The 21,931-nt window shown below is 39.4% G+C and carries 15 protein-coding genes, 1 pseudogene and 1 other annotated feature; of the genes and pseudogenes, 9 read left to right on the forward strand and 7 right to left on the reverse strand.

The window, feature by feature from the left end; all coding sequences use genetic code 11:
- The first annotated feature begins 79 nt into the window (after positions 1–79).
- The gene (locus JOC77_RS13550) at positions 80–1,609 is read left to right on the forward strand and encodes a hypothetical protein (RefSeq protein ID WP_204544076.1); all 1,530 of its coding nucleotides are present in this window, start codon (positions 80–82) and stop codon (positions 1,607–1,609) included.
- A gap of 144 nt (positions 1,610–1,753) precedes the next feature.
- Positions 1,754–2,059, forward strand: coding sequence for a hypothetical protein (locus tag JOC77_RS13555; RefSeq protein WP_204544077.1), 306 nt, complete (start codon positions 1,754–1,756; stop codon positions 2,057–2,059).
- A 224-nt stretch (positions 2,060–2,283) separates the two neighbouring features.
- On the opposite strand, the gene JOC77_RS13560 is transcribed toward JOC77_RS13555, so the two are convergent.
- From JOC77_RS13560 to JOC77_RS13570, 3 genes and pseudogenes are all read right to left on the reverse strand, one after another.
- Complete coding sequence (locus JOC77_RS13560) at positions 2,284–2,517, reverse strand: hypothetical protein (RefSeq protein WP_204544078.1); 234 nt, start codon at positions 2,515–2,517, stop codon at positions 2,284–2,286.
- Between the two features lie 89 nt (positions 2,518–2,606).
- Positions 2,607–4,226 (reverse strand): ABC-F family ATP-binding cassette domain-containing protein, encoded by a 1,620-nt coding sequence (locus JOC77_RS13565; RefSeq protein WP_204544079.1) that lies wholly within the window; start codon positions 4,224–4,226, stop codon positions 2,607–2,609.
- 63 nt (positions 4,227–4,289) lie between these two features.
- Positions 4,290–4,985, reverse strand: a pseudogene (locus tag JOC77_RS13570) (Type 1 glutamine amidotransferase-like domain-containing protein).
- A gap of 1,326 nt (positions 4,986–6,311) precedes the next feature.
- On the opposite strand from JOC77_RS13570, the gene helD reads away from it, so the two are divergent.
- Positions 6,312–8,564: an RNA polymerase recycling motor HelD gene (gene helD / locus JOC77_RS13575; protein WP_204544083.1), complete on the forward strand. Its 2,253-nt coding sequence runs from the start codon at positions 6,312–6,314 to the stop codon at positions 8,562–8,564.
- A 624-nt stretch (positions 8,565–9,188) separates the two neighbouring features.
- Positions 9,189–11,120: an endonuclease MutS2 gene (locus JOC77_RS13580; protein ID WP_239558755.1), complete on the forward strand. Its 1,932-nt coding sequence runs from the start codon at positions 9,189–9,191 to the stop codon at positions 11,118–11,120.
- Positions 11,121–11,463: 343 nt separating this feature from the next.
- Here the strand turns inward: JOC77_RS13580 and JOC77_RS13585 are convergent, their stop codons facing one another.
- A complete protein-coding gene (locus tag JOC77_RS13585; protein WP_204544085.1) occupies positions 11,464–12,633 on the reverse strand; it encodes an alanyl-tRNA editing protein in 1,170 nt (389 codons plus the stop codon).
- 470 nt (positions 12,634–13,103) lie between these two features.
- Between JOC77_RS13585 and JOC77_RS13590 the strand changes: the two genes are divergently transcribed.
- From JOC77_RS13590 to JOC77_RS13605, 4 genes are all read left to right on the forward strand, one after another.
- On the forward strand, positions 13,104–14,153 hold the full coding sequence (locus JOC77_RS13590; RefSeq protein WP_204544087.1) for a M42 family metallopeptidase: 1,050 nt from the start codon (positions 13,104–13,106) through the stop codon (positions 14,151–14,153).
- 48 nt (positions 14,154–14,201) lie between these two features.
- Positions 14,202–14,473, forward strand: a binding site (T-box leader).
- Between the two features lie 251 nt (positions 14,474–14,724).
- Positions 14,725–16,344 carry a methionine--tRNA ligase gene (gene metG / locus JOC77_RS13595; protein WP_204544089.1) on the forward strand — a complete coding sequence of 540 codons (1,620 nt, stop codon included), beginning with the start codon at positions 14,725–14,727 and terminating at the stop codon, positions 16,342–16,344.
- 206 nt (positions 16,345–16,550) lie between these two features.
- Positions 16,551–17,639: an NAD(P)H-dependent flavin oxidoreductase gene (locus JOC77_RS13600; protein ID WP_204544091.1), complete on the forward strand. Its 1,089-nt coding sequence runs from the start codon at positions 16,551–16,553 to the stop codon at positions 17,637–17,639.
- 317 nt (positions 17,640–17,956) lie between these two features.
- On the forward strand, positions 17,957–18,844 hold the full coding sequence (locus JOC77_RS13605; protein WP_204544093.1) for a CvfB family protein: 888 nt from the start codon (positions 17,957–17,959) through the stop codon (positions 18,842–18,844).
- A 110-nt stretch (positions 18,845–18,954) separates the two neighbouring features.
- On the opposite strand, the gene JOC77_RS13610 is transcribed toward JOC77_RS13605, so the two are convergent.
- Positions 18,955–19,230 carry a YqhV family protein gene (locus JOC77_RS13610; RefSeq protein WP_204544094.1) on the reverse strand — a complete coding sequence of 92 codons (276 nt, stop codon included), beginning with the start codon at positions 19,228–19,230 and terminating at the stop codon, positions 18,955–18,957.
- A gap of 253 nt (positions 19,231–19,483) precedes the next feature.
- Here JOC77_RS13610 and JOC77_RS13615 point away from each other — a divergent pair, with 253 nt between their 5' ends.
- The gene (locus JOC77_RS13615) at positions 19,484–20,095 is read left to right on the forward strand and encodes a YitT family protein (RefSeq protein WP_204544095.1); all 612 of its coding nucleotides are present in this window, start codon (positions 19,484–19,486) and stop codon (positions 20,093–20,095) included.
- Positions 20,096–20,100: 5 nt separating this feature from the next.
- Here JOC77_RS13615 and JOC77_RS13620 read toward each other — a convergent pair whose 3' ends face one another.
- Complete coding sequence (locus tag JOC77_RS13620; RefSeq protein ID WP_204544207.1) at positions 20,101–21,318, reverse strand: MFS transporter; 1,218 nt, start codon at positions 21,316–21,318, stop codon at positions 20,101–20,103.
- Between the two features lie 75 nt (positions 21,319–21,393).
- Positions 21,394–21,894: a DUF3231 family protein gene (locus JOC77_RS13625; protein WP_204544096.1), complete on the reverse strand. Its 501-nt coding sequence runs from the start codon at positions 21,892–21,894 to the stop codon at positions 21,394–21,396.
- Between the last annotated feature and the right edge of the window lie 37 nt (positions 21,895–21,931).

The following is a 21,931-nucleotide window of genomic DNA, read 5'->3' on the forward strand; positions in this document are numbered from 1 at the left end:
TTTTTGTAGAAAAAAGGGATATTTAGGAAAAAGGAGAATAGATAATAATAGATTAATTTTACGTCAAGGAGAATAGAAAGTGACAAAACGAGCCTATTTTTACCCCGTAGTGATTTTAGCTATACTATTAGCAATGTTATTTGCAGAAAATATTCGCTTGGAAACTAAGCTTCCAAGTGACGGCTGGAGCCGATCTTATAATTTTAAGGCCGAATCTTCAACACTTGCTAAACCATTTATTCAAAATAACAGTGTCTTTTTCTCGGAGGATAAACAAATAGCTGAGATTACCTGCAAAGACGCGATGGAATGTACGAAAACAATAAAAGCAAAGATAGCAGTACCTGGGAACGCAGAAATTTGGGTGAAAGATAATACCGTGGTGTATCAGGACGATACAAACCTATTTGTTATGAAAAATGGTAAAACTTCGCAGGTTGTTGCGGACGTTACATATGTAAGGACTGGTGAAAATCATGTTTTGTATTGGAAAGAGCAGAATCTTTTTGAACTTAATCCGAGCACAACTAAATCTAAATTAGTCTCAACTTTTGACCACCCGATTGCAGATATCTCTTTCTTTAATAACAGCTTTGTAACCGCCGTAGAAATGGATCGAGGAAAATTTAGATTAACCTATTTTGAAGCTAATGGAAACAGCTATAAGACAAGCCCATTGCCGGACATAACGTTTACTGATAATGAAAGTCTTGAAGGCTTCAAGTATAGCCGGCAGGGAAACAGCCTGTCATTCATGCTGAATACAATGAGGCTGTCACAAGGGAATAAAGCATACAATCTGCTCGAATTCACTCAAGCTTTAAATGATGATCAGAAAACACCAGAACTACATAAAGTGGAGCTGGCTGATTATCAAACCGGAATTTCTTTAGCTAATCCGAGAAATATGAACTTCAGGCAGACACAATCTGGTGGAGAACTGCTGTTTACGGCATACGGCAGCAGATTCTCCAAATATGAAGGGTATAACTTATATACAGCAGAGAAGGTTGAAAGCACTTGGAAGGCTAAGCGTGTCAGTACAACCAAGGATCTTCCGGTACAGCCATTTTGGCTGGGAAATGATAAAATCATGTGGACTAACTTTTCAGGAAAAGTAAACACTCTTCATGGTGCTTCGTCTAATAAAGAAGCCATCCAGAAAAGTGAAAAGATTACCACAGAAGATCTTAAATTTGCGGCCTCTAATACTGTCTCAGGAGGGTTTGGGAGCTTTATCATTCTTCTGTTTACCATGCTCTGGATAGTATTGCCCTGTATTTACTTTGGTGTTCTATTCTTTGTTAAAGGTAATTTATTTGAAGATGAAACCAAAGGATGGATTATCCTTATTCCAATTCTTCTCTTTACTATAAGTCAGCTTTATACCTTTAACACGAGTTTTAGGAAAGAAAGTTATATATTTGCACCGGATTATCTAACCTTCCAGGGAAGCTTCATAGTCTGGCCGGTCATTATCGCACTCATATCCTGGGGAATTTTAAAAATAAGCAAAATTAAAGAAGTAAACCCAGCGGGAAAATTCTTTTACTTTGCGGTTGTTGATACATTGATTATCGTATTATTAATAGGACCTTATGTTTTGTAATGATGTTTTATAGTACGGCTAAAGAACTGCACACTGCAGTTCTTTTTTTTATGTCAACTTCTCAGGGATAGCAGCCTATACAAACTCAGGATAAATATCATAGTTTGTAGTGTATTCCAGAAATAAAAATGAGGAGGAAACATCATGCAGCAGCAACTAATCGATTATGAAATTAATGAACATGACGAAAGAAGACGTCCATTTGGCTTTGGAGGCTTTGGGAGACCTGGATTTGGATTTGGCAGACCAGGGTTTGGATTTGGCAGACCTGGATTCGGCTTTGGCCGTCCATTTGGCTTTGGAGGATTCGGCGCGGGGTTAATAGGCGGTCTGGCTCTAGGGGCTGCGTTAACTCCGGGATATGGCTATGGCTATGGGTACCCGTACTATCCATATCCGTACCCGTACCCGTATTATGGTTATGGATATGGATATCCTTATTATATCTAATTTGCAACCGGCCCCTTGAAGAAAGGGCCGGTTTCCTAATTCCAATTAGAAAAGAGAACATGAAACAGCTTTCTGATGACAATAAAGAGAAACCGAAGAGGAAGCATACTATTTCAAATATGATGCTTCCTAAAGCTTCAGCTCCTAATTTCTTTATAAAGCGGCTCTTTTTCTTCCTTTTTTATTTTCATAAGTACCAATCCATAGCTAGAAAATCGTTTACATCACAGCCGGTTTTTTTCATATTGATAGCTGTAACTCTTAAAGAAATAACGGAAATCATCATAAAAAATCGTCTGGTCCTGTGAAAAATCATACATAGATAAGAATGAAATGATCACATCCTCGTCTTTTATATGGTCAAAAAGGCCTGTTAATTGAAACTGATAGCTGAATTGGTCGAAGAGGCAGGAATAAAACTCCTGTTCAAATATGGCTTTAACTTGCGATATTTCCATGTGTACCACCTCCAATGATTAGTATGGGAGGGTTGAACCCGTTTTAAACGAAAAAACCGGCCCAAAAGGACCGGTTTTCTTATAGCTGATCAGCTGTACATGGCTTTAACTTGTTTTTGCAGCTCTCCATTATCTAAATATTCATCATAAGATAACTGCTTATCAATGATGCCTTTAGGTGTAATTTCGATAATGCGGTTAGCAATCGTTTGTATAAACTGATGATCGTGTGAAGAGAAAATCATGGAACCTTTAAAGTTAATCAATCCATTATTCAAGGCAGTGATTGATTCTAAATCCAAATGGTTTGTCGGCTCATCTAACAGTAACACATTAGATCCGCTTAGCATCATTTTGGAAAGCATACAGCGAACCTTTTCTCCTCCGGATAAAACACTCGGCTTCTTCAATACTTCTTCGCCAGAAAATAGCATTCTGCCTAGAAATCCTCGAAGGAAGCTTTCGCTCTGGTCTGCGGGAGAATATTGGCGCAGCCAATCTACTAGAGAGGGCTCATTGCCCTGGAAGTATTCTGAGTTGTCTTTCGGGAAATAAGCCTGCGACGTAGTGACACCCCATTTATATGTGCCGCTGTCTGCCTCCATTTCTCCGGCTAGAATCTTGAATAGAGTCGTTTTTGCAATTTCATCTGTACCAACTAAGGCAATTTTATCGCCTTTGTTCATAATGAAAGAGACATTGTCTAACACCTTAACGCCATCAATCGTTTTGGTAAGGCCTTCAACACGGAGCAGGTCATTTCCAATTTCTCTTTCAGGAGTAAAGTGTACATATGGATAACGGCGGGAAGATGGTTTAATATCATCCAATGAAATTTTGTCCAAGAGTTTTTTACGGGAAGTGGCCTGTTTGGATTTGGATGCATTTGCACTAAAACGTGCAATAAAGGCTTGAAGCTCTTTCACTTTCTCTTCTTTCTTTTTGTTGGATTCCTGTGTCAGCTTAGAAGCAAGCTGGCTGGATTCATACCAGAAGTCATAGTTTCCAACATAAATTTGGATTTTTGAGAAATCCAAATCTGCAATATGTGTACATACTTTGTTTAAGAAGTGACGGTCATGGGATACAACGATAACTGTATTTTCAAAGTTGATCAGAAACTCTTCCAGCCATTGAATCGCTTTAATATCAAGATGGTTGGTAGGTTCATCAAGGAGAAGAACATCCGGTTTTCCAAATAAAGCCTGGGCAAGGAGAATTTTAACTTTATCTCCACCGGTAAGTTCAGCCATCTTCTTTGTGTGAAGCTGCTCTTCAATGCCAAGACCTTTTAGAAGGATGGCAGCTTCAGATTCTGCTTCCCAGCCGTTTAATTCTGCGAACTCGCCTTCGAGCTCAGCGGCACGGATGCCATCTTCGTCTGTAAAATCAGCTTTCATATAGATCGCATCTTTTTCTTTCATGATTTCATAAAGTCTTTGATGCCCTCGAATAACAACTGAAAGAACTTCTTCCTCTTCAAATTCGAAATGGTCTTGCTTTAAAACGGCAAGGCGTTCACCAGGACCTAGATGAACATCACCAGTCTGGGCTTCAATTTCACCAGACAAGATTTTTAAAAAGGTAGATTTTCCTGCACCATTTGCACCTATTAACCCGTAGCAATTACCGGGTGTGAATTTTATATTAACGTCTTCAAACAGTTTACGGTCACCATAACGTAAACCAACATTGTTTACTGTAATCATGTATTTACATACCTCCAAAAAGACAATATCTCTAATTATAACATGTTTTCGGGAAAGATGATATTAACCCTTGAGATACTTTACAGGGAGTAATGTTTCCACTGCTTCACCGTTGAAGTGTTCAACTCTGTATGCTTTGGCCTTAGGTCTCGAGCTTACCGCCTGATACAAATCAGTTCCTATATAATGAAGGGCAGTTCCATCATCTACTCCAAATCCATTCTTTAGTTTCTGATATTTAATACTATGTGTATATACGGGTCTCCGCTCTTCCTCGCCATCATAATGCGGACAGTTGCTTCCAGGAAGGAAACCGAGTGCTTTAATTCCTGTCAAGGCCACGAACGAATCGGTTACTCCTTCTTCAAACCAGCAAATGGATCCAGAACTGATTCCAGACATCACAATTCCTTCATTCCATGCTTTGAATAATATAGAATCAAGTCCCCAATCTTTCCATATAGCAAGAAGATTTTTCGTGTTTCGACCCCCAACAAAGATGATGTCTTTCTCCATTACGAAACTTTCAAGGTCGCAAGAAGGCGGCTTTAACAGGGAAAGGTGAGAGGGTGTACAGTCATATTTGTTAAAAGAATGATAAAATCGCTGAATATAATTTTCAGAGTCACAGCTGGCCGTTCCAATAAAACAAATTCGGGGTGCAGGTTATAGGCTTTTAGACAAAATGTAAAGATCGAGCAATGGATTTTCAGGTTCCATCGAGAAACCTCCGCCGCCCAGTGCTATGATTTGTTTCAAAATATCCCTCCTCCGTTAATGTTTTGACGTACTTAAGAAAATCTGACGTTGAAATCGGTTTCGGCGGTTATTTTACATTCATTTTATAAAAAATAGTGATAGAGCTTTATTACTGAGTCGGCTGTTAAACTCATTTAAGGGCCAAGAGAAAGCGAGTGCCCTTCGCTGCAATAAACAGGCAAGTTGAACTGAGCTAAAAAAGTTATAGTTAGCCCTCATAATCTACAAATATTCTATTATGATTATTGCTGTCGAATGCATTCTAAATGGAGGGAGGATTAATGTTTAGTCCTATGAGGAATCTTCCATTATTTTAAAAAATAGTAGAAAAATAAAAAACTGTATCGATTTCCCAAAAAAGACTCATGAAATTAATAAAGCTATGACGAGAATGTCAAAAAATAGCTAATACGCTGAGGAAAGTTAGAAGTTTAGTTAAATGTGGCTGGCTTAAGATGTGTTTATGCTTATGTTTTAGTGTTTTATGCTTGGGTTTTGAAGATTTATGCTTATGTTTCCGGGTTTTATGCTTAAGAATGGAAGTTGTATGCTTATGACTTAGCATTTATGCTTATATCAATCTCTTTATGCTCCATACTTAATTCTTTTCAGTCCTAGCCGCCTTTCCCCCGAATTTTGTACTGCGATTATAAAACTTTTGTTTTAATTATTTATTCAAGCCTTCCTTTTATTCCAATATTAAAGAGTTCTGTTAAGACCAGGACCCAGATAAACAGGTTTATACACTTTACAGTTCACCAGATTTTATATAACAAAGAAAAAAAGCTAATCCATATATTCGATTAGCTTTCGGTTTCGTTTTCCTTTGCTGATACATGTTCAAATAATTGAGATATGTAACTCTTTAACTCAAAACCTTCTTCATTAGTAAATTCTGTTAGTGATACATTTTCATGTCTCATTTTTAAATTCCTCCTAAATTTTATTGTTAGTATTGTAATACCCATCTATTAATCTTTTATTCATCCAGTTTTTAGAATAATCTTTTTTATGCTTATTTTTAGCCTCTATTAAACCTGCCTAATGAGTTTGGCTGCCTGCTTTTCTCCGCCGATCTGGGAGCCTTCCTCTGTAGATAACGCCTGCGGGGTGTCCCTAGACGCGCTTTCCCACAATTTTTGGCGTTTCCGGTAGTGCCATATTAAAAGTAAACTTTTACACAGCCTATTTTGAAATATATTTTTAAAATACATTGCAAACAACTAAATTTTCTGATAATATAAATTTCCGCGATTTCACTGTTACACCGCTTACAATTGTGTTTTCTCCACCATAGTCCGCGAAAACGAAGGGAGAAAATGAGTCATGGAACAGCATCCTGATTTTGTTAAAGAGAGTCAGCGTCTTGATTTTACAAAGAGGTATATGGACGTAGTAATTGAAACAGCACAAAGCAGTAAAGATCAATTTAAGAAGAACATGGAAAAAGTCTTTGGCGACGCAGACTGGCTGGAAACAGGCGGTTATGGTGAACTCTTAACAAATGCCAGCTTTTTCGAAATGTCAATGGCTGAATTGGAGAGCCTCCGGCGTGCTAAGGATAAGCCCTATTTTGCCCGAGTTGATTTTACCAGAGATGGACATGAAAAGCAGGAAGTCCTTTACTTTGGAAAAACCTCTCTCTACCAGAGGGAAAATCAGGAGCAGATTATTGTAGATTGGCGATCCCCTATTGCAAACCTCTATTATGAAGGAAGAGTAGGCGAAGTCAGCTATGAAGCGGAAGGAGAAGAATTTCAGGGTAATATCGATCTGAAAAGGCAGCTGATGATCGAGGACGGGATTCTCACGGATGTCCGAGATATTGATTTAACAACTACTGATGAACTTCTACAAGATTCACTTTCCAAAAGTTCGAGCAACAGACTGACAGAAATTGTTGCCACGATCCAGGAAGAACAAAACCGGATTATAAGGGCCGACCTAAATAAGCCTATTATTGTTCAGGGTGCCGCAGGAAGCGGAAAAACCACTATTGCACTTCACAGAATCTCCTACTTTATCTATCATTACCGAGACCAGTTTGACCCCCGGCATATGATGATTATTGCACCCAGCCGACTTTTCATAGACTACATATCTGAGGCGCTTCCCGAACTCGGAGTTGAAAAAGTAAAACAGTTTACCTTTAGTGAATACGTACAGCAGGCAATCGGAAAGAAGCTGAAATTAAAAGAAGATAATAAACTAATCCGGCTGTTAGAACAGGGAAACTCAGCGGCTGAAGAGGAAGCGCTCATTTCCGGAATTAAAGGTTCAGAAATGTATAAGAATATCATCGATGCTTATCTAAAAGATGTGTACCAGCGTTTTAATCCAAAAGAAGACTTTTATGTAGACAAGTACCGTTTATATTCGGCGAAGAAATTTAAGTTATTGTTTAATAAGGAATACTGGTATCTTCCGCTCTTCAGCCGTTTGGATAAAATGAAAAACCTTCTCCAGAACCAGGTTCGTGCGAATAAAAAGCTGATGGTTGAGGGTGTAGAAAAGTATTTTGACGAAAGATTGGATCGCGCCCTTTTCAGCCGGCTGGAGCCCGAAAAGCGGAAAGAACTAGTCACAAATGCACTGGATAAGAAGCAGGAACGGGTGGAAGAAGTTCAGACTGCCATTAAGGTTTCGCTTCGAAATTATATGAAGCAATTTGAAAAGAAGCCTACACTTCAATATTATCAAGAGCTTTTTGAAGATGAAGAACAATTCATGAAGTACGCTGACGGGAAATTACCAAAATCGGAGGCGCAGTTAATCTGCAGATATAATCAAGACCTTTTCAAAAGAAAAATGTATGAACTAGAGGATCTTGGCCCTATTCTTTATCTCCATTCCAAGCTTTACGGAGTAAATAAAGAAAATAGAGCAAAAAATATTGTAATAGATGAAGCGCAGGATTACAGCTTCATGCAGCTGCTTTCCTTAAAGACAGCAAGCGATACAGATATGTTTACACTTGTGGGAGATCTGGCACAGGGAATTCATTCTTATAGAGGCTTGGATTCATGGGAAACGATACAACAGAAGGTCTTTCCAAGGGCAATATATTCTGAACTTCAAAAGAGCTACAGAACGACCGTGGAAATTATGAATGAGGCCAATAAGCTGCTGGAATTCCTCCCCTATCAGTTTCCAAAGGTAGAGCCTGTGGTAAGACATGGTGTGCCTCCTGAATTTACAGCGCTGGAAAATGATGAGGATTATTGTGAACATCTGCTCTTAAAGCTGGACAAATTAAAGGGGGAAAATTTAAAAACCTTTGCCATCATCTGCAAGACCATGAAGGACAGCCAAAAACTCTATCAATTATTAAAGGATAATGGAAAGCATCCTGTTAAATTGCTTCAAGAACAAGAATCCATTCCAAAGGACCAGACTGTGATCCTGCCTTCATACTTATCAAAAGGACTGGAGTTTGATGCTGTGCTGGCAGTCTCATTAGAGGAAGCATACAATAAAGATAATGAGCTGGATATTAAGCTCCTTTATGTTACGATGACCCGCCCTTTGCACCGGCTGTATTTTTTTGGGAAAAGAAGAGAAGACTTTCTTATAAGTTAGTCTTCTCCATTCCTGTTATTGACTTTTATTTCACACCCAGCTATCCTTATACATATATTGAAAAATATAGAATATTAAATCAATAATAAACCATAACTAAAGGGGTTTGTTTTATGTCTGGTGTTATTCTTAACTAATCCGTAATTTCATACGGCTGTATTCATGCGTTTTTTAGGCTGCGTCCAAAAGCAGAGGAGCCCTTGCTTGCTAGCTAGACGTACTAAGCTTATTTAAATATGTCTTGAATACACAGTTAAGAATGATGATCATGGCATAAAACCTTCGATACAGAAGCTATTGTCAATTGACAATAGCTTTTTATGTCTTTTATTCCAAAGTGCTGTTTGTGCAGCCATTTTGAAGAGTGAAGACCTGTTGAAAAGGACTAAGCTTCCTTTAGCTTATTACCGCAATGAACATTGTTTCATTGCGGTTTTTTTATGTTTAAGGCTGATTTTAGCCCTATTTAGAATGAGCGGAAGGCGCAAGAATAGTGCGCAGAAAATGGGCAAGGAAGACCCACAGACTTCCAGCGCCGGGGAGGCTCCGGACTGTAAGCGGAAAGCGGTGCCTGCTTAACAGAACTATATTAAAAAATAAAATTGTAATCAGGAGAGTGTCGTTTTGAATCAGAAAACATTTAATCATTTAGGTTATTTGCAAATAAAAGAAGAAATTTCCCGCTTTGCCATGACTGAAACTGGAAAAGAGCTGATATTGGCAAGCATGCCATCCGTGAATAAAAAACAAATAGAATCATGGCTAGATGAAGTTGCAGAGGGTGCTTCGATCCTTGAAAAAAGTTCGAGTGTGCCAATAAGTGCTATGGGCGGCATGGAACGTTTATTTGAAGGGATTAACAAGGGAGTGGCCTTACGCGCAGAACAATTGACGAAGCTGCTTGAGTTTCTGGATTCCAGTGTAAAAATGAAACGCTTCATGAAAGACAAGGACATCTTAGCACCAAGAGTTGCCTCCTATGCGGAGGCTATTGAAGAAATACCGGAATTGACTGCTGAAATCCACCGCTGCGTTCGGAACAACAGGATCGATGATCATGCCAGCAAGGATCTAATGAAAATCAGGAGAAGTATTGCTTCTCAACAGGATAAGCTCAAAGAAAAAATTACTTCTATTATTAAATCAAGTAAATTTAAAACTTATCTGCAAGATCAGGTGGTCAGTGAAAGACACGGGAGATATGTGATTTCCGTAAAGAAAGAATATAAGGGAAAAATCAAGGGCACAGTTTTGGATACGTCAGCTTCTGGGTCAACGATATTCGTCGAGCCCGAAGAAGTGTATTATCTGCAGGAAGATCTGAATCTCTTAAAAGTGCAGGAAGAAACTGAAATTGAAAAGGTATTAAGCTATCTGACCGGGTTAGTGGAAGAACGTGAAACAGAACTGAGGCTTGCTGCAGAAACAATGATTGTTTATGATGTCATTTTTGCAAAGGCTAAACACAGCAGGCTCATGTCAGCTAATAAAGTAATGGTAGCGGATCATAACTTTATTGATCTTAAGGAAGCCAGACATCCCCTCCTGGGTAATCACGCGGTGCCTTTAAACCTTACTCTTGGTGATGAACATAACGTTCTTGTCATCACAGGTCCAAACACTGGAGGCAAAACTGTAACGCTGAAAACGGCCGGCCTTTTAATCTTAATGGTACAGAGTGGCTTCCATATTCCAGCTGCGCCCCATAGTACGGTAGGGATTTTTCAAAAAATATTAATTGATATTGGGGATGGCCAGAGCATTGAGCAAAACCTTAGCACGTTTAGTTCACACATAAAGAATGTGATTGAGATCTTAAAGGAAGCTAATGATTCGAGCTTGGTTTTAATGGATGAATTAGGATCAGGTACAGATCCGGGTGAGGGCATGGGGCTGGCTGCCATGATTTTGGATCAGCTTGAAAGAAAGGGATGTACCGTCATCGCAACAACTCATTACAGTGAAATTAAAGAATTCGCCGATCTGAAGGAAGGCTTTATTAATGGATCCATGGAATTTGATTTAGAGACTTTAAAACCGACTTACCGGCTTATCATTGGCAAGGGGGGAGAAAGCCAGGCATTCACGATAGCTTTAAAATTAGGAATGCATCCGGAGCTTATTGAAAGAGCGCATAAAATCACCTATAAAGAGGAAAAAAGGTACAGTATAGAAAATGCAGACTATACAATTAAAAAAGATTGGGAGAAGCAGGTTTCCATTAACAAGTATCCTAAAAAAGAGAAGAAAAAGTCTGCAGAAAGGGTTCAATCTATTTATTCTCGTGGTGATAATATACTGGTTCAGGCCACTGGAGAGCACGGAATCATTTATGATGGACCAGATGATTTGGGCAATTATATCATTCAGGTAAAAGGGGTAAAAAGAAGTGAAAATCACAAAAGGCTTAAACTTTATATTAAGGCCTCCGACCTGTACCCAGACGATTACGATTTCAGCATTATATTCGACTCGAAGGAAGACCGAAAAACCAGTAAATTAATGCAAAAAAGACATGTTGAAGGATTAGTGATCCGCAAACAAATAAATGAATAAATTGTCTAACTATAAGGATTCCGGCTTTCCGTCTGGTATTTGATTGAATAATGACGAAAAAAAATATACTTTTCCTTAGAAATATGCAAATGCAATAGCTGGAGAGTTACATCCGGTTGCATTGATAATTGCTGTCCTATATTTTCATTTCAACGGCCCTAGATAAAAACAAAGAGGAGCCAGTGAATACCTGGTAAAACCTTATAAGTTAAGCCAGTTATCGAGCACCATTATGCAGGCTTTAGTAAGAAAAGGAAAAGCTGGCCGCATCCATGTAGTCCAGAAATAAAAAAAGCCCCGTACAGCGTTACAATGGAACACAACGCGAGTACGGGGCTATTGTTTAGCTGAAGAGCTTTTCTTTCAATAGCTGGATAAACTGAGTCATATCTTTAGGAGACGGAAAAGATGCCTGGGCCAGTGTATCGCTTCCGCCGCCTTTTCCATTGTAATCCCGCAGGTTCTCTTTAAACCATTTTCCGCATAAAAATCCTGAGGACGCAGGCATTGCTGCGATTAGCCTAAATTCATTCAAATTGTATAAAAGGGCAGGCTTTCCTGATTTTTCTGCCAATATTCTGCCCATGCTTTGCATTTCTTTTATTGGGAAATCAAAGGGGCATTCAATATATGAACCAGTATGTTCGGAAATGATTTTTTCCGCCGTGAAATATTGATTTTCCATCTTTGTATTTTCTAATTCTTTCTGTAAGACCGCCATATCCGCTTCCAGTTTATCAACTTTTGCTGAAATGCCCTTGGAACTTGAACTGAATTTTGAGGCAAGGCTTGATATTTGGGAGTGAATATCCTGAAAGTAGGTTAAAGCCCGGATGCCGCACATAAAGTGCAGGCGGGTTTTGCCGCGCTGCTTTTCGGTTTTAATAATTTTTAAGATTCCAATTTGGGCTGTGCTTTCCACATGAGTACCGCAGCAGGCTGAAACATCGATTCCCGAGATATCGACAATCCGGATATCCTCTGTAACCTTCGGAAGCTTTCTTAATGGAAGCTTGGTTAGTTCTGAGTGAGTCACATGGAAGGTTTTTATTTTTCGGTTTTCCCAAATATATTGATTCGCGCGATTTTCAATCTGCATCAGCTGCTCTGTATGTAACTCGCTGATATCACAGTCTATGGTTACTGTTTCTTTGCCAAGATGAAAGCTGAGTGTTGGTGCGTCAAAAAGCTCAATACAAACAGCTGAAAGTAAGTGCTGTCCGGAATGATGCTGAGTATGGTCAAGCCGTCTTTCTTTATCAAGCCTGCAGGAAACTTCCTTTAGTTCTAAAGGAAGTTTAACCTTATGTAGAATATTGCTGCCCTCTTCAATAACATCCAGTACTTGGACATCATCAATAAACCCGTGATCGGCTGGCTGGCCGCCCCCTTCAGGATAAAAAGCTGTTTCTTCAAGCATAACTAGAAAATGGTCATCTTTTTCTCTGATTGATGTTATCCTTGTTGACCATTCAGATAGTCCAGGATCGCTGTAAAATAATTTCTTTGTCATTAACTTTCATTCCTTTTGAGAAATTTCTAATAAAAGTATACCATTTTAACAGGAGACCGGCACCGAGGGTAGTATGGAGAACTGTCCTTTAAAAAGTTAGGGAGTAGTCCATTATTAGGAGTATGAAGGACAAAATGCAGTAAATGAGTTCTCGAAAAGTCCTTCATAAGGGAAGTGAAGGACAAAATTTAGTAAATGAGTTCTCGAAAAGTCCTTCATAAGGGAAGTGAAGGACAAAATGCAGTAAATGAGTTCTCGAAAAGTCCTTCATAAGGGCAATGAAGAACAAAATTCAGTAAATTGATTCTCGAAAAGTCCTTCATAAGGGAAATGAAGGACAAAATTGAGTAAATGAGTTCTCGAAAAGTCCTTCATTAGAAAAATGAAGGACAAATTTCAGTGAAATAAGTTTTTAATTTTCGTAAAATACTATAAACTTAAAATGACTACTTGTACAGGAGAGATAGACCATGACAAATTTAGTAAGTGAAGAACATATTTTATCTCATATTAAAAACCTCGTTTCTATTCCGTCCCCTTCTGGCTATGCGGAAGAAGCCATTTCACATGCAGCTCATTTTTTAGAAAAAATAGGCGTGAATTATAAGATAGCAAATAAAGGTGCATTGATTGCCACGATAGAAGGCAAAGACACCAGCATACACCGATTGCTGACTGCTCATGTTGATACTCTGGGAGCTATTGTTAAGGAGATCAAATCCAGTGGAAGATTAAAGCTTTCAAAGATCGGCGGCTTTCATTGGAATGCAGTGGAAGGAGAATACTGCAAAATACATACAGCAGAAGGCAAAATATATACAGGTACAATTTTAATTCATGAGACGGCCGCACATGTTTATAAAAATTCGGGGGACATCAAACGAGACGATGAATCCATAGAAGTAAGAATTGATGAAGTGGTAAAATCCAAGGACGAAACAGAAAAACTTGGTATTTCTGTGGGAGATTTCGTTACATTTGAAACTAGAACAGAAATAACCGACAGCGGCTTTATTAAATCCAGACACCTGGATGATAAAGCAAGTGTTGGAATTCTAATGCATATTATGCAATTAGTAAAAGAAAACAACATTTCCCTTCCATACACCACTCATTTTCTAATCTCTAACAATGAAGAAATTGGTTATGGAGGCAATTCAAATATTACTCCTGAAACAGTTGAATATTTAGCAGTTGACATGGGTGCAATCGGGGATGGCCAGGCAACGGATGAATTTACGGTTTCAATCTGCGTAAAAGATTCAAGCGGGCCTTATCATTATCGCTTGCGCCAGCATTTGGTGGAGCTGGCAAAAACGAACGATATCGAATACAAACTCGATATTTATCCATATTATAGTTCAGATGCATCTGCTGCCATTTCAGCAGGACATGATATCGTACACGGATTGATAGGGCCCGGGATTGATGCTTCACATGCATTTGAACGTACACACGTTTCTTCTTTAAAGCATACGGCAAATCTCGTTTTAAACTATATTCAATCTGATTTGGCTTAAAAAGTGTCTTTACATTGTTAGAAAATTCCTTATAATAAAGGTAATATATGACAGGCGATGACGAGAAAAGTAAGAAAGTATTCGACTTTTACCAGAGAGCTTCGGCAGCTGAAAAGAAGCAAAGGAGAATCTATCTGAAAATGGCCTCTGAGCCTCACTTCGAAACCAGACTTTCTGGCAGTAGGCTGTGACGAGAGTAGGCACTCGTTATAAATGTCTGAGTATACAAGCTGATGATTCAGTTTCGTACTTTCAGAGTCCGGTCAATGTGAATTGCCGGAGAATTAAGGTGGTAACGCGGATAACCTCCCGCCCTTAGACAGTTTTGTCTTTGGGCGGGAGGTTTTTTTATTTGCTATCTTTGTTAAAGTTCATTGTTGACTACCACACTGCCGTATTGGAGAGGAAGGTGCGAGACTCGTGCGGGAAAAGCAGGTAAAGTGAGACCCCGCTGGCGTGTAACGCCGAGGAGTCACCCGGACCAACCGCTGAAAGCGAGTTCCTGCAGTCGAAAACACAGGCGAGTTTAACAAAGCGTATCTTATCTCTAAATAAAAAGGAGGAAACAGAAATGAATGTTTTTATTGGCGGTGCATGGCCATATGCCAACGGCCCCTTGCATATAGGGCATATAGCAAGTTTGCTGCCGGGCGATATTCTGGCACGGTATTTTAGATTAGTAGGAGAAAACGTATTACATGTGTCGGGAAGTGACTGCCATGGTACACCTATTATGATTAGGGCCAAGGAAGAAGGCATTTCTCCGCAGACAGCAGCTGAGAGGTATCATTTGGAGTTTAAGAAAGTCTTTGAAGATCTAGGCTTTTCTTATGATTTGTACACTAGGACTGATGATCCTTTTCACCATGTAGAAGTGCAAAAAATCTTTATTGAGCTGCTAGAAAAGAACCTGTTATATAAAAAGAAGGAGGAACAGTTATATTGCAAAACGTGCAGCCGTTTTTTGCCTGACAGATATGTAGAAGGACATTGTCCACGATGCGGACAAGCGGCAAGAGGAGATCAATGTGACAACTGCTCCGCTATATTACATCCTGAAGAACTGCAGAATTGTCAATGCCGGCTGTGCGGGAATACACCTGAATTAAGTAAAACTGAACATTTCTCCTTTGCCCTATCGCAATTTCAGGAAATCCTTACGAACTATGTTCACTCTTCACAAACAAAACATCTCTGGCGTGATAACGCAATCGGGTTAACTTCACGCTATTTAGCTGAAGGTTTATTAGACCGAGCAGCCACCAGGGATTTAGAGCTTGGTGTGGAGGTACCCATCAAAGGATGGAGCAGCAAAAAAATTTATGTATGGATTGAAGCAGTTGCCGGATATTTAACTGCAAGCAAAAAATGGGCATCCCTGCGTGGAGAGAAATGGCTGCCTTTCTGGGAAAATAATGTGGAAGCATATTATGTGCATGGCAAGGATAATATCCCGTTTCATACGATCATTTGGCCGGCTGTCTTAGCAGGTCTTGGCCTCCATTTGCCAGACCGGATTATTTCGAGTGAATATCTTACTTTAGAAAAAAAGAAGATTTCTACGAGCAGAAATTATGCAATATGGGCTTCTGATTTAATATCCAGATATGATCCCGATTCTATCCGGTATTTCCTCACGATTAATGGACCTGAGAAAAGAGATGCCGATTTTACCTGGCGTGAATTTATTCACAGCCATAATAGTGAACTCCTTGGAGCATATGGAAATCTCGTAAACAGAACGTTTAAATTTATAGAAAAATCATTTGAAGGAAAAGTAGCAGGTCAGTTTTCTGACAAGAAGGTAAAGGATAAAATCTCTAGTTTATACGAGGAAACAGGTGAAAAAATCAGGACCGGGGAATTCAAGAGTGCTCTTGAAAATATATTTAAATTGGTAAGAGAGGCCAACATAAGGTTCGACGAACAGAAGCCATGGATCACTATAAAGAATGATAAAAAAAAATGCGAAGCAACTTTATATGAATCCGCCGTTATTATTGCTAACTTATCGAATTTACTTCAGCCCTTTATTCCCTTTTCTTCACAGAAAGTAAGAGAACGCTTATTGATAGCTGAACCGAGCTGGAAATGGATTGAACCTAATGAGTTTCACGCTGCTAATACGCAGCCTTTGTTTGAGCGTATAGACCTTGATAAAATAGAAGAAGAAAAAAGAAGATTAGAATGAAAGATGGCTATCACCACCTAGATAAGCATTTTTTCAAAGGACTTAAAGCTTTAAAAATTCTAGAAGTTAAATCGGCTGCTTGGACTGTGAAGTAAGTCAAGGCGGTTGGTCATTTTAATAGGGCAGAGTAAATGACAGGGTAATCCTTTACCTGATGGACCAGCATGCTGTCTTATTTATTCCATTAGAAAGGGAGTTGGAATTAAATGAATATAAAAACACCTGTTTGCCATACACTAGGCATCCAATTTCCTATTTTTCAGGCAGGCATGGCGGGAGGGCCGGCAACTCCTGCACTTGCAGCAGAAGTATCTGAAGCTGGCGGCCTTGGTTCACTCGGTGGAGCCTATATGAAGCCTGAAGAGATCAGAAGTGCAGTAAGAGAAATTAAACAGAGGACAAGTAAGCCCTTTGCAGTCAATTTGTTTTGTGCAGATTTAAAAGATAACTTGTACAATTCCGAAAGAGTTAACAAAGTGCTGAATTCTTTCAGAAAACAACTGGGCATCCCAGAAATACATAACCGCTCGAAGCTGATTGATTTATTTGAAGAGCAATTCCAGGTGTTATTGGAAGAAGAGGTACCTATAATTAGTACAGCTTTTGGCATACTGCCTTTAGAAAAAATGAAAGCAGTCCATGAAAAGGGAAAAAAAGTGATAGTAATGGTAACCACTGTAAATGAAGCAAAAAGGGCTGAACAAAGGGGTGTCGATATCATTGTCGCCCAGGGCAGCGATGCTGGCGGCCATAGAAGCACATTTGACATGGATCATCATCCGGACGGAGCCAATATTGGAACATTTTCACTAGTTCCGCAGATAACAGATAAGGTGAACATACCTGTAGTGGCAGCTGGGGGAATAATGGATGGGCGTGGTTTAGCAGCTGCCCTTTCCCTAGGGGCGCAGGGTGTCCAAATGGGAACAGCCTTTCTTTGCTGTACCGAGAGTGGAGCACACCCTGCATACCAGAAGGCAATATTGAATAGTACCGAAGAAAGTACAGTTATTACAAAAAGCTTTTCCGGACGTCCTGCGCGTGGCATTAAAAATGCATTTATCGAAGAATTTGAAAGGCAGGGCACAGTGCCGCTGCCATTTCCCGCTCAAAACACATTAACAGCGGATATAAGAAGGGAAGCTGCAAGGCAGCACAATGACCAATATATGTCATTATGGGCAGGCCAGGCTACAAGGCTTATCAAGAATGGAAAAGGGGCCAGAGATATTATTCTTGAAACGGTAGATGAAGCAGAAAAGGTTTTGAGGAACTTATTGAAATTAAGGGACTGACAACTCGTTTTTAAAAGCCGGAATAAATTATTTTGTGCCTGTAATCTTGCTCCATTACTATACAGACGATATTAAAAATGATAGATTAAATAGCGGTGCTTATGCAAAGTTTTGCTTTTAATATGTTTTTTATGTGTGGGCGTCTGATGAAATGGGGAAATTATTAAAGAACTGCGCATGTTATATAATACGAATTTTATAGCGCTTTCTCTGTGGGCATCAAGATTTTTATATAGCTAGTTTAAATTACTCATCCTATATAACACAAAAATCTAGACTTTAAATGATGAAATTAGGTATTAGGAGGGTCTTACACGATGGAATTTTTAGAAGCCGGAAAAGTTGTGAAACTTAGGGTAGACAGGGAAGCAAGGGCTGAGCGGGCCGATGAGGCTTTTGGCTTTTTTTTAACGAACGAAGAGGATGAAAGTGTGCTGTTACATAAAACAGAGATCAATGGCGAAGTGGAAATTGGGGAGGATATTGAAGTATTCCTTTATCAGGATAAAACAGGCAGACTGGCTGCTACTATGACCATTCCGGATGTTCAGATTGGAACATATGCATGGGCAGAAGTGGTAGAGGTCAGGCACGATTTGGGTGCTTTTGTGAATATAGGGATTTCTAAGGATCTTCTAGTTTCTCTGGATGATTTGCCGCTGATTGAAAATCTTTGGCCGGAACCAGGAGACCGATTGTATGTTTCTTTGAAAACGGATAGCAGAGGCCGGCTCTTTGGAAAGCTTGCTACGGAAGATGTGATGGGAAGTATCACGAATAAAGCATTATTTACAATGGAAAATAAGGATATCAAAGGGACTGTATACAGGCTGCTTAAAGTGGGTAGTTTTATCATCACAGAAGAAGGCTACAGAGGATTTATCCACGAAAGTGAACGGAAGAGAGAGCCTCGTCTCGGCCAAATGGTGGAAGGCAGGGTAATCGAAGTAAAAGAAGACGGAAGCTTGAATATATCCCTTTTGCCTCGAAAACAGGAAAAGATGGATGAGGATGCTGAGGTTTTATGGGAATATCTTATGTCGCGGAATGGAGCAATGCCATTTAGCGATAAAAGCCTTCCAGAGGATATACAGTCCAAATTCGGCTTGAGCAAGGCCTCTTTCAAACGAGCTCTTGGAAAGCTTATGAAAGAACAGAAAGTGTATCAGGAGAACGGCTGGACATACTCTTCAGACCGGAAATAAGATTGAAAAAATAGCTGGAAGCTCTGGGCTTCCAGCTATTTTTATGGACTTAGAACGTCCGTGAATGTTAAGTCCTGCCTTATATATGGAAAAATACCTCATTATAATTCTTATTTACTCCGCAATCCATAGATAATAAAAAGTATTCCGCACAATATACAAAAGCTTTTTGTAAAAGAAATCTTTCCTGATAGACCGAACAGTCCAATGACTGTAGTAAGAACCAGGACTGTCGGGCCGACCAATGCAAGAATGGTATTAATATAAAACGCCTTTTCCAGGCTGTTATATTTAAACATGAGTATAGCTGCAGTAATTTCTATACTCCCAGACAAAAGTCTTAGCAGGATGATAGAAAGAAGAGCTTTTTCGATAAAAATAACCATTTTGACCCTCCAGCTTGTATAGATTTCTAAATTAATATATGTACCTCAAATTAAATTAGTACAAGTCTATAAATCTGCAGGGGTTAAACGCTCAGACACCTTTTTTGCATGTGAATACATTAATATGAATGACTTCAAACTTGTCCCCTTTCATACAGACAAGCATTCATAATAACTGGGATAAGTGAATATGTTAATGATGATTGGACTGGCTCACTCTGTTTAAGAATGATTAGAGATAGGAAGCGATTTCATGAGGGGTTTTTGGAGAAAAAGCGGATTAGTTTTAGTTGGGGCAGCCATTCAGGGATTTGGGATGGGAGTGTTTTTGTTTCCGCATTCTATTCCATCAGGCGGAGCCGGGGGCCTGGCTGTACTCATTAATTATTGGTTTGGTCTCAATATCGGGTTTTCTCTCTGGCTTGTAAACTTTCTTATGCTAACGCTGGCAATCAGGTACCTGGGCAATCGAAGTACGGCTTGGACGATCGCTTCTATAACCATTACTTCTTTATCCATATATGCCTTTCAGCATTTTATTGATGTTCCTCAACGAAATGTGTTGATTGATTTAGGATTAGGCTCCATTTTTTTAGGAATTGGAGTCGGGCTTCTATTAAGAGAAGGCGTCTCCAACGGAGGAGTTGGAGTGATCGCCTTAATCATTTCTAACTCAAGAAATACTCTTCCTGGGAAATCTCTTTTTTTGATTAATGGAAGCATTTTTATTTTAACTGCTTCTATTATCGCATGGGAAATTATTCTTCAGGCACTATTGAGTCAATATATTTCCACTATAATAGTTGATCTCTTAGGAAGAGTAAATCCTAACCAGAGCTATAGCGTTACCTGGCGGAAAAAATAAATAAATTAAACGTAATCGTATCGAACCTTTGTTTGTGTGTTAGGAGTACCATCTTTCCCTTTAACATGTATCATAAATAAGGCAGCCATCCCAATGATAAGGGTTAATGCAGCTAGTGAGATAAACATGCCTGTACGGGACCATTCAATGAGGCGGGTAAAAATAGGCGGACCTATAGCTACTCCTAAAAACCGCACTGAACTGTAAACAGATGTAACAAAACCTCTGTATTCCTTTCCAACCGATCCGGTGATCAAAGTATTCACACATGGAAGGACTAATCCTGTACCAAAGCTGCTAATGACCAAAACAAATAAGAACGGTACAAGCTTTTCAAAGAAAACTAATAGGCTGTATGAAAGAGTCATGGATAAAAAGCCAATAACTATTAACTTTTTCATCAGTTCCAAATTTTTCCCTATCTTACTTCCAGTGATATAGGAAGTAGCACACAACACCAGCAATGGAATGGCTAAGATCAGCCCCTTCATTACTCCGTCAATTTTATATGTCTTTTCCAGTACATCAGACAGATAAAAGAGAATTCCAAAGAGCGTAAATAAACAAGTAGCTCCAGCTAAATATGTAGCTAGCAGCCATCTTCCATCTTTTTTGTATACGTTTTTTATTCCCAGTACATATTTGTCGAACGGGGGAGCTGCCTTTTTGTTTTGATTTTCTTTGATAAAAAACCAGGTCAAAAGGATAGAAAGTATACAAAAGGCTGGAAATGCGTAAAAAGGGGCATACCATACAACTAACCCGAATAAAGAACCGAGAATAGGAGATAAAACCTTTCCAAAACCGTTTGATGCTTCAACAACCCCAAGCACACGGCTCTGTTCTCCGCCTTTGAATAGGTCTCCGGTTAGCGCCATAGCGATCGGCGCTGTACCGGCTGCACCTATACCCTGCAGAATACGTCCCGTTAGAATCCATACATATGGGTTTGGAATTGAAGAAGCGGCAAAGCCTGCTAAGATGCCCCCAATACCATATATAATTAAGGCTGGAATAATGATGACTTTCCTGGATAGCCTGTCGGAAAGATACCCCAAAATGGGTATGAAAATCGCTGCAGCAATTGAAAAAACGGTTATCGTCAAACTTACCTGCATTGCTGAGAGCTTAAGTTCCGACTTCATAGCAGGCAGGATTGGAATCAGCATAGAATTCCCAAGAGTCATGATCAGCGGAATCGAGCCTATTGCCGCTATGGCCATGCCTTTATTTGAGGAGGACGCCACTTTGGTGTTCACACCCTTTCGTTGACTTACATATCTTTATATTCCTCATTATTACTTCACCATTAACGGCGGGGGAACAATCCATCCCTTGTCTTTGTTAACATCCAATAATTTTGCTGCATAATCAGCAAGCTGTGTATGAATGTTTCGGTAAAGCTCTGTAATATCTTTCCTTATCGATATTCCCATAATAGTAGAGGCCAATAACATGCCTCCGTTTACTTCCTTTAAAACCATCGCTGCTATTTCAGGGTCATTAAAACGAGCTCCAGCAGGAATGTCTTGAACTTCAACATTTGGACGGTCTGGAGGAGCAGGCGGCAGGCGAATGCCGGCTTCCTTGACAATGGTCTCTACTTGTTCAGCCCCCTGCATCAAGCAATTGTCCTTTAGGTCCCCTAAAAATAATTTAAGATCATGGTCACCGGTATGGTTGGTCAGCACTTGAAGCGTTACTAAAAATGCTTTAGTTTCGAATAAATGTGTCCAAAGATAGAAAACCTCTCCTGAATGCAGTGGTTCTTCTTTAGGATTTCCGCTTAAAATTCCCATGACAATCCCTCCTTTAGTAAGTCTAATACTATTTTTG

Origin of the sequence: Peribacillus deserti (genome assembly GCF_016909175.1) — a bacterium.
Taxonomy (GTDB): domain Bacteria; phylum Bacillota; class Bacilli; order Bacillales; family DSM-1321; genus Paraperibacillus; species Paraperibacillus deserti.

Coding starts and splice junctions, on each gene's coding strand:
- JOC77_RS13560 (WP_204544078.1), bottom strand. CDS start 2,517: ATGGAAATATCGCAAGTTAAAGCCATATTTGAACAGGAGTTTTATTCC.
- JOC77_RS13625 (WP_204544096.1), bottom strand. CDS start 21,894: ATGGGAATTTTAAGCGGAAATCCTAAAGAAGAACCACTGCATTCAGGA.
- JOC77_RS13585 (WP_204544085.1), bottom strand. CDS start 12,633: ATGACAAAGAAATTATTTTACAGCGATCCTGGACTATCTGAATGGTCA.
- JOC77_RS13610 (WP_204544094.1), bottom strand. CDS start 19,230: ATGGTTATTTTTATCGAAAAAGCTCTTCTTTCTATCATCCTGCTAAGA.
- JOC77_RS13590 (WP_204544087.1), top strand. CDS start 13,104: ATGACAAATTTAGTAAGTGAAGAACATATTTTATCTCATATTAAAAAC.
- helD (WP_204544083.1), top strand. CDS start 6,312: ATGGAACAGCATCCTGATTTTGTTAAAGAGAGTCAGCGTCTTGATTTT.
- JOC77_RS13555 (WP_204544077.1), top strand. CDS start 1,754: ATGCAGCAGCAACTAATCGATTATGAAATTAATGAACATGACGAAAGA.
- JOC77_RS13615 (WP_204544095.1), top strand. CDS start 19,484: ATGAGGGGTTTTTGGAGAAAAAGCGGATTAGTTTTAGTTGGGGCAGCC.
- JOC77_RS13565 (WP_204544079.1), bottom strand. CDS start 4,226: ATGATTACAGTAAACAATGTTGGTTTACGTTATGGTGACCGTAAACTG.
- JOC77_RS13600 (WP_204544091.1), top strand. CDS start 16,551: ATGAATATAAAAACACCTGTTTGCCATACACTAGGCATCCAATTTCCT.
- metG (WP_204544089.1), top strand. CDS start 14,725: ATGAATGTTTTTATTGGCGGTGCATGGCCATATGCCAACGGCCCCTTG.
- JOC77_RS13620 (WP_204544207.1), bottom strand. CDS start 21,318: ATGGCCATAGCGGCAATAGGCTCGATTCCGCTGATCATGACTCTTGGG.
- JOC77_RS13605 (WP_204544093.1), top strand. CDS start 17,957: ATGGAATTTTTAGAAGCCGGAAAAGTTGTGAAACTTAGGGTAGACAGG.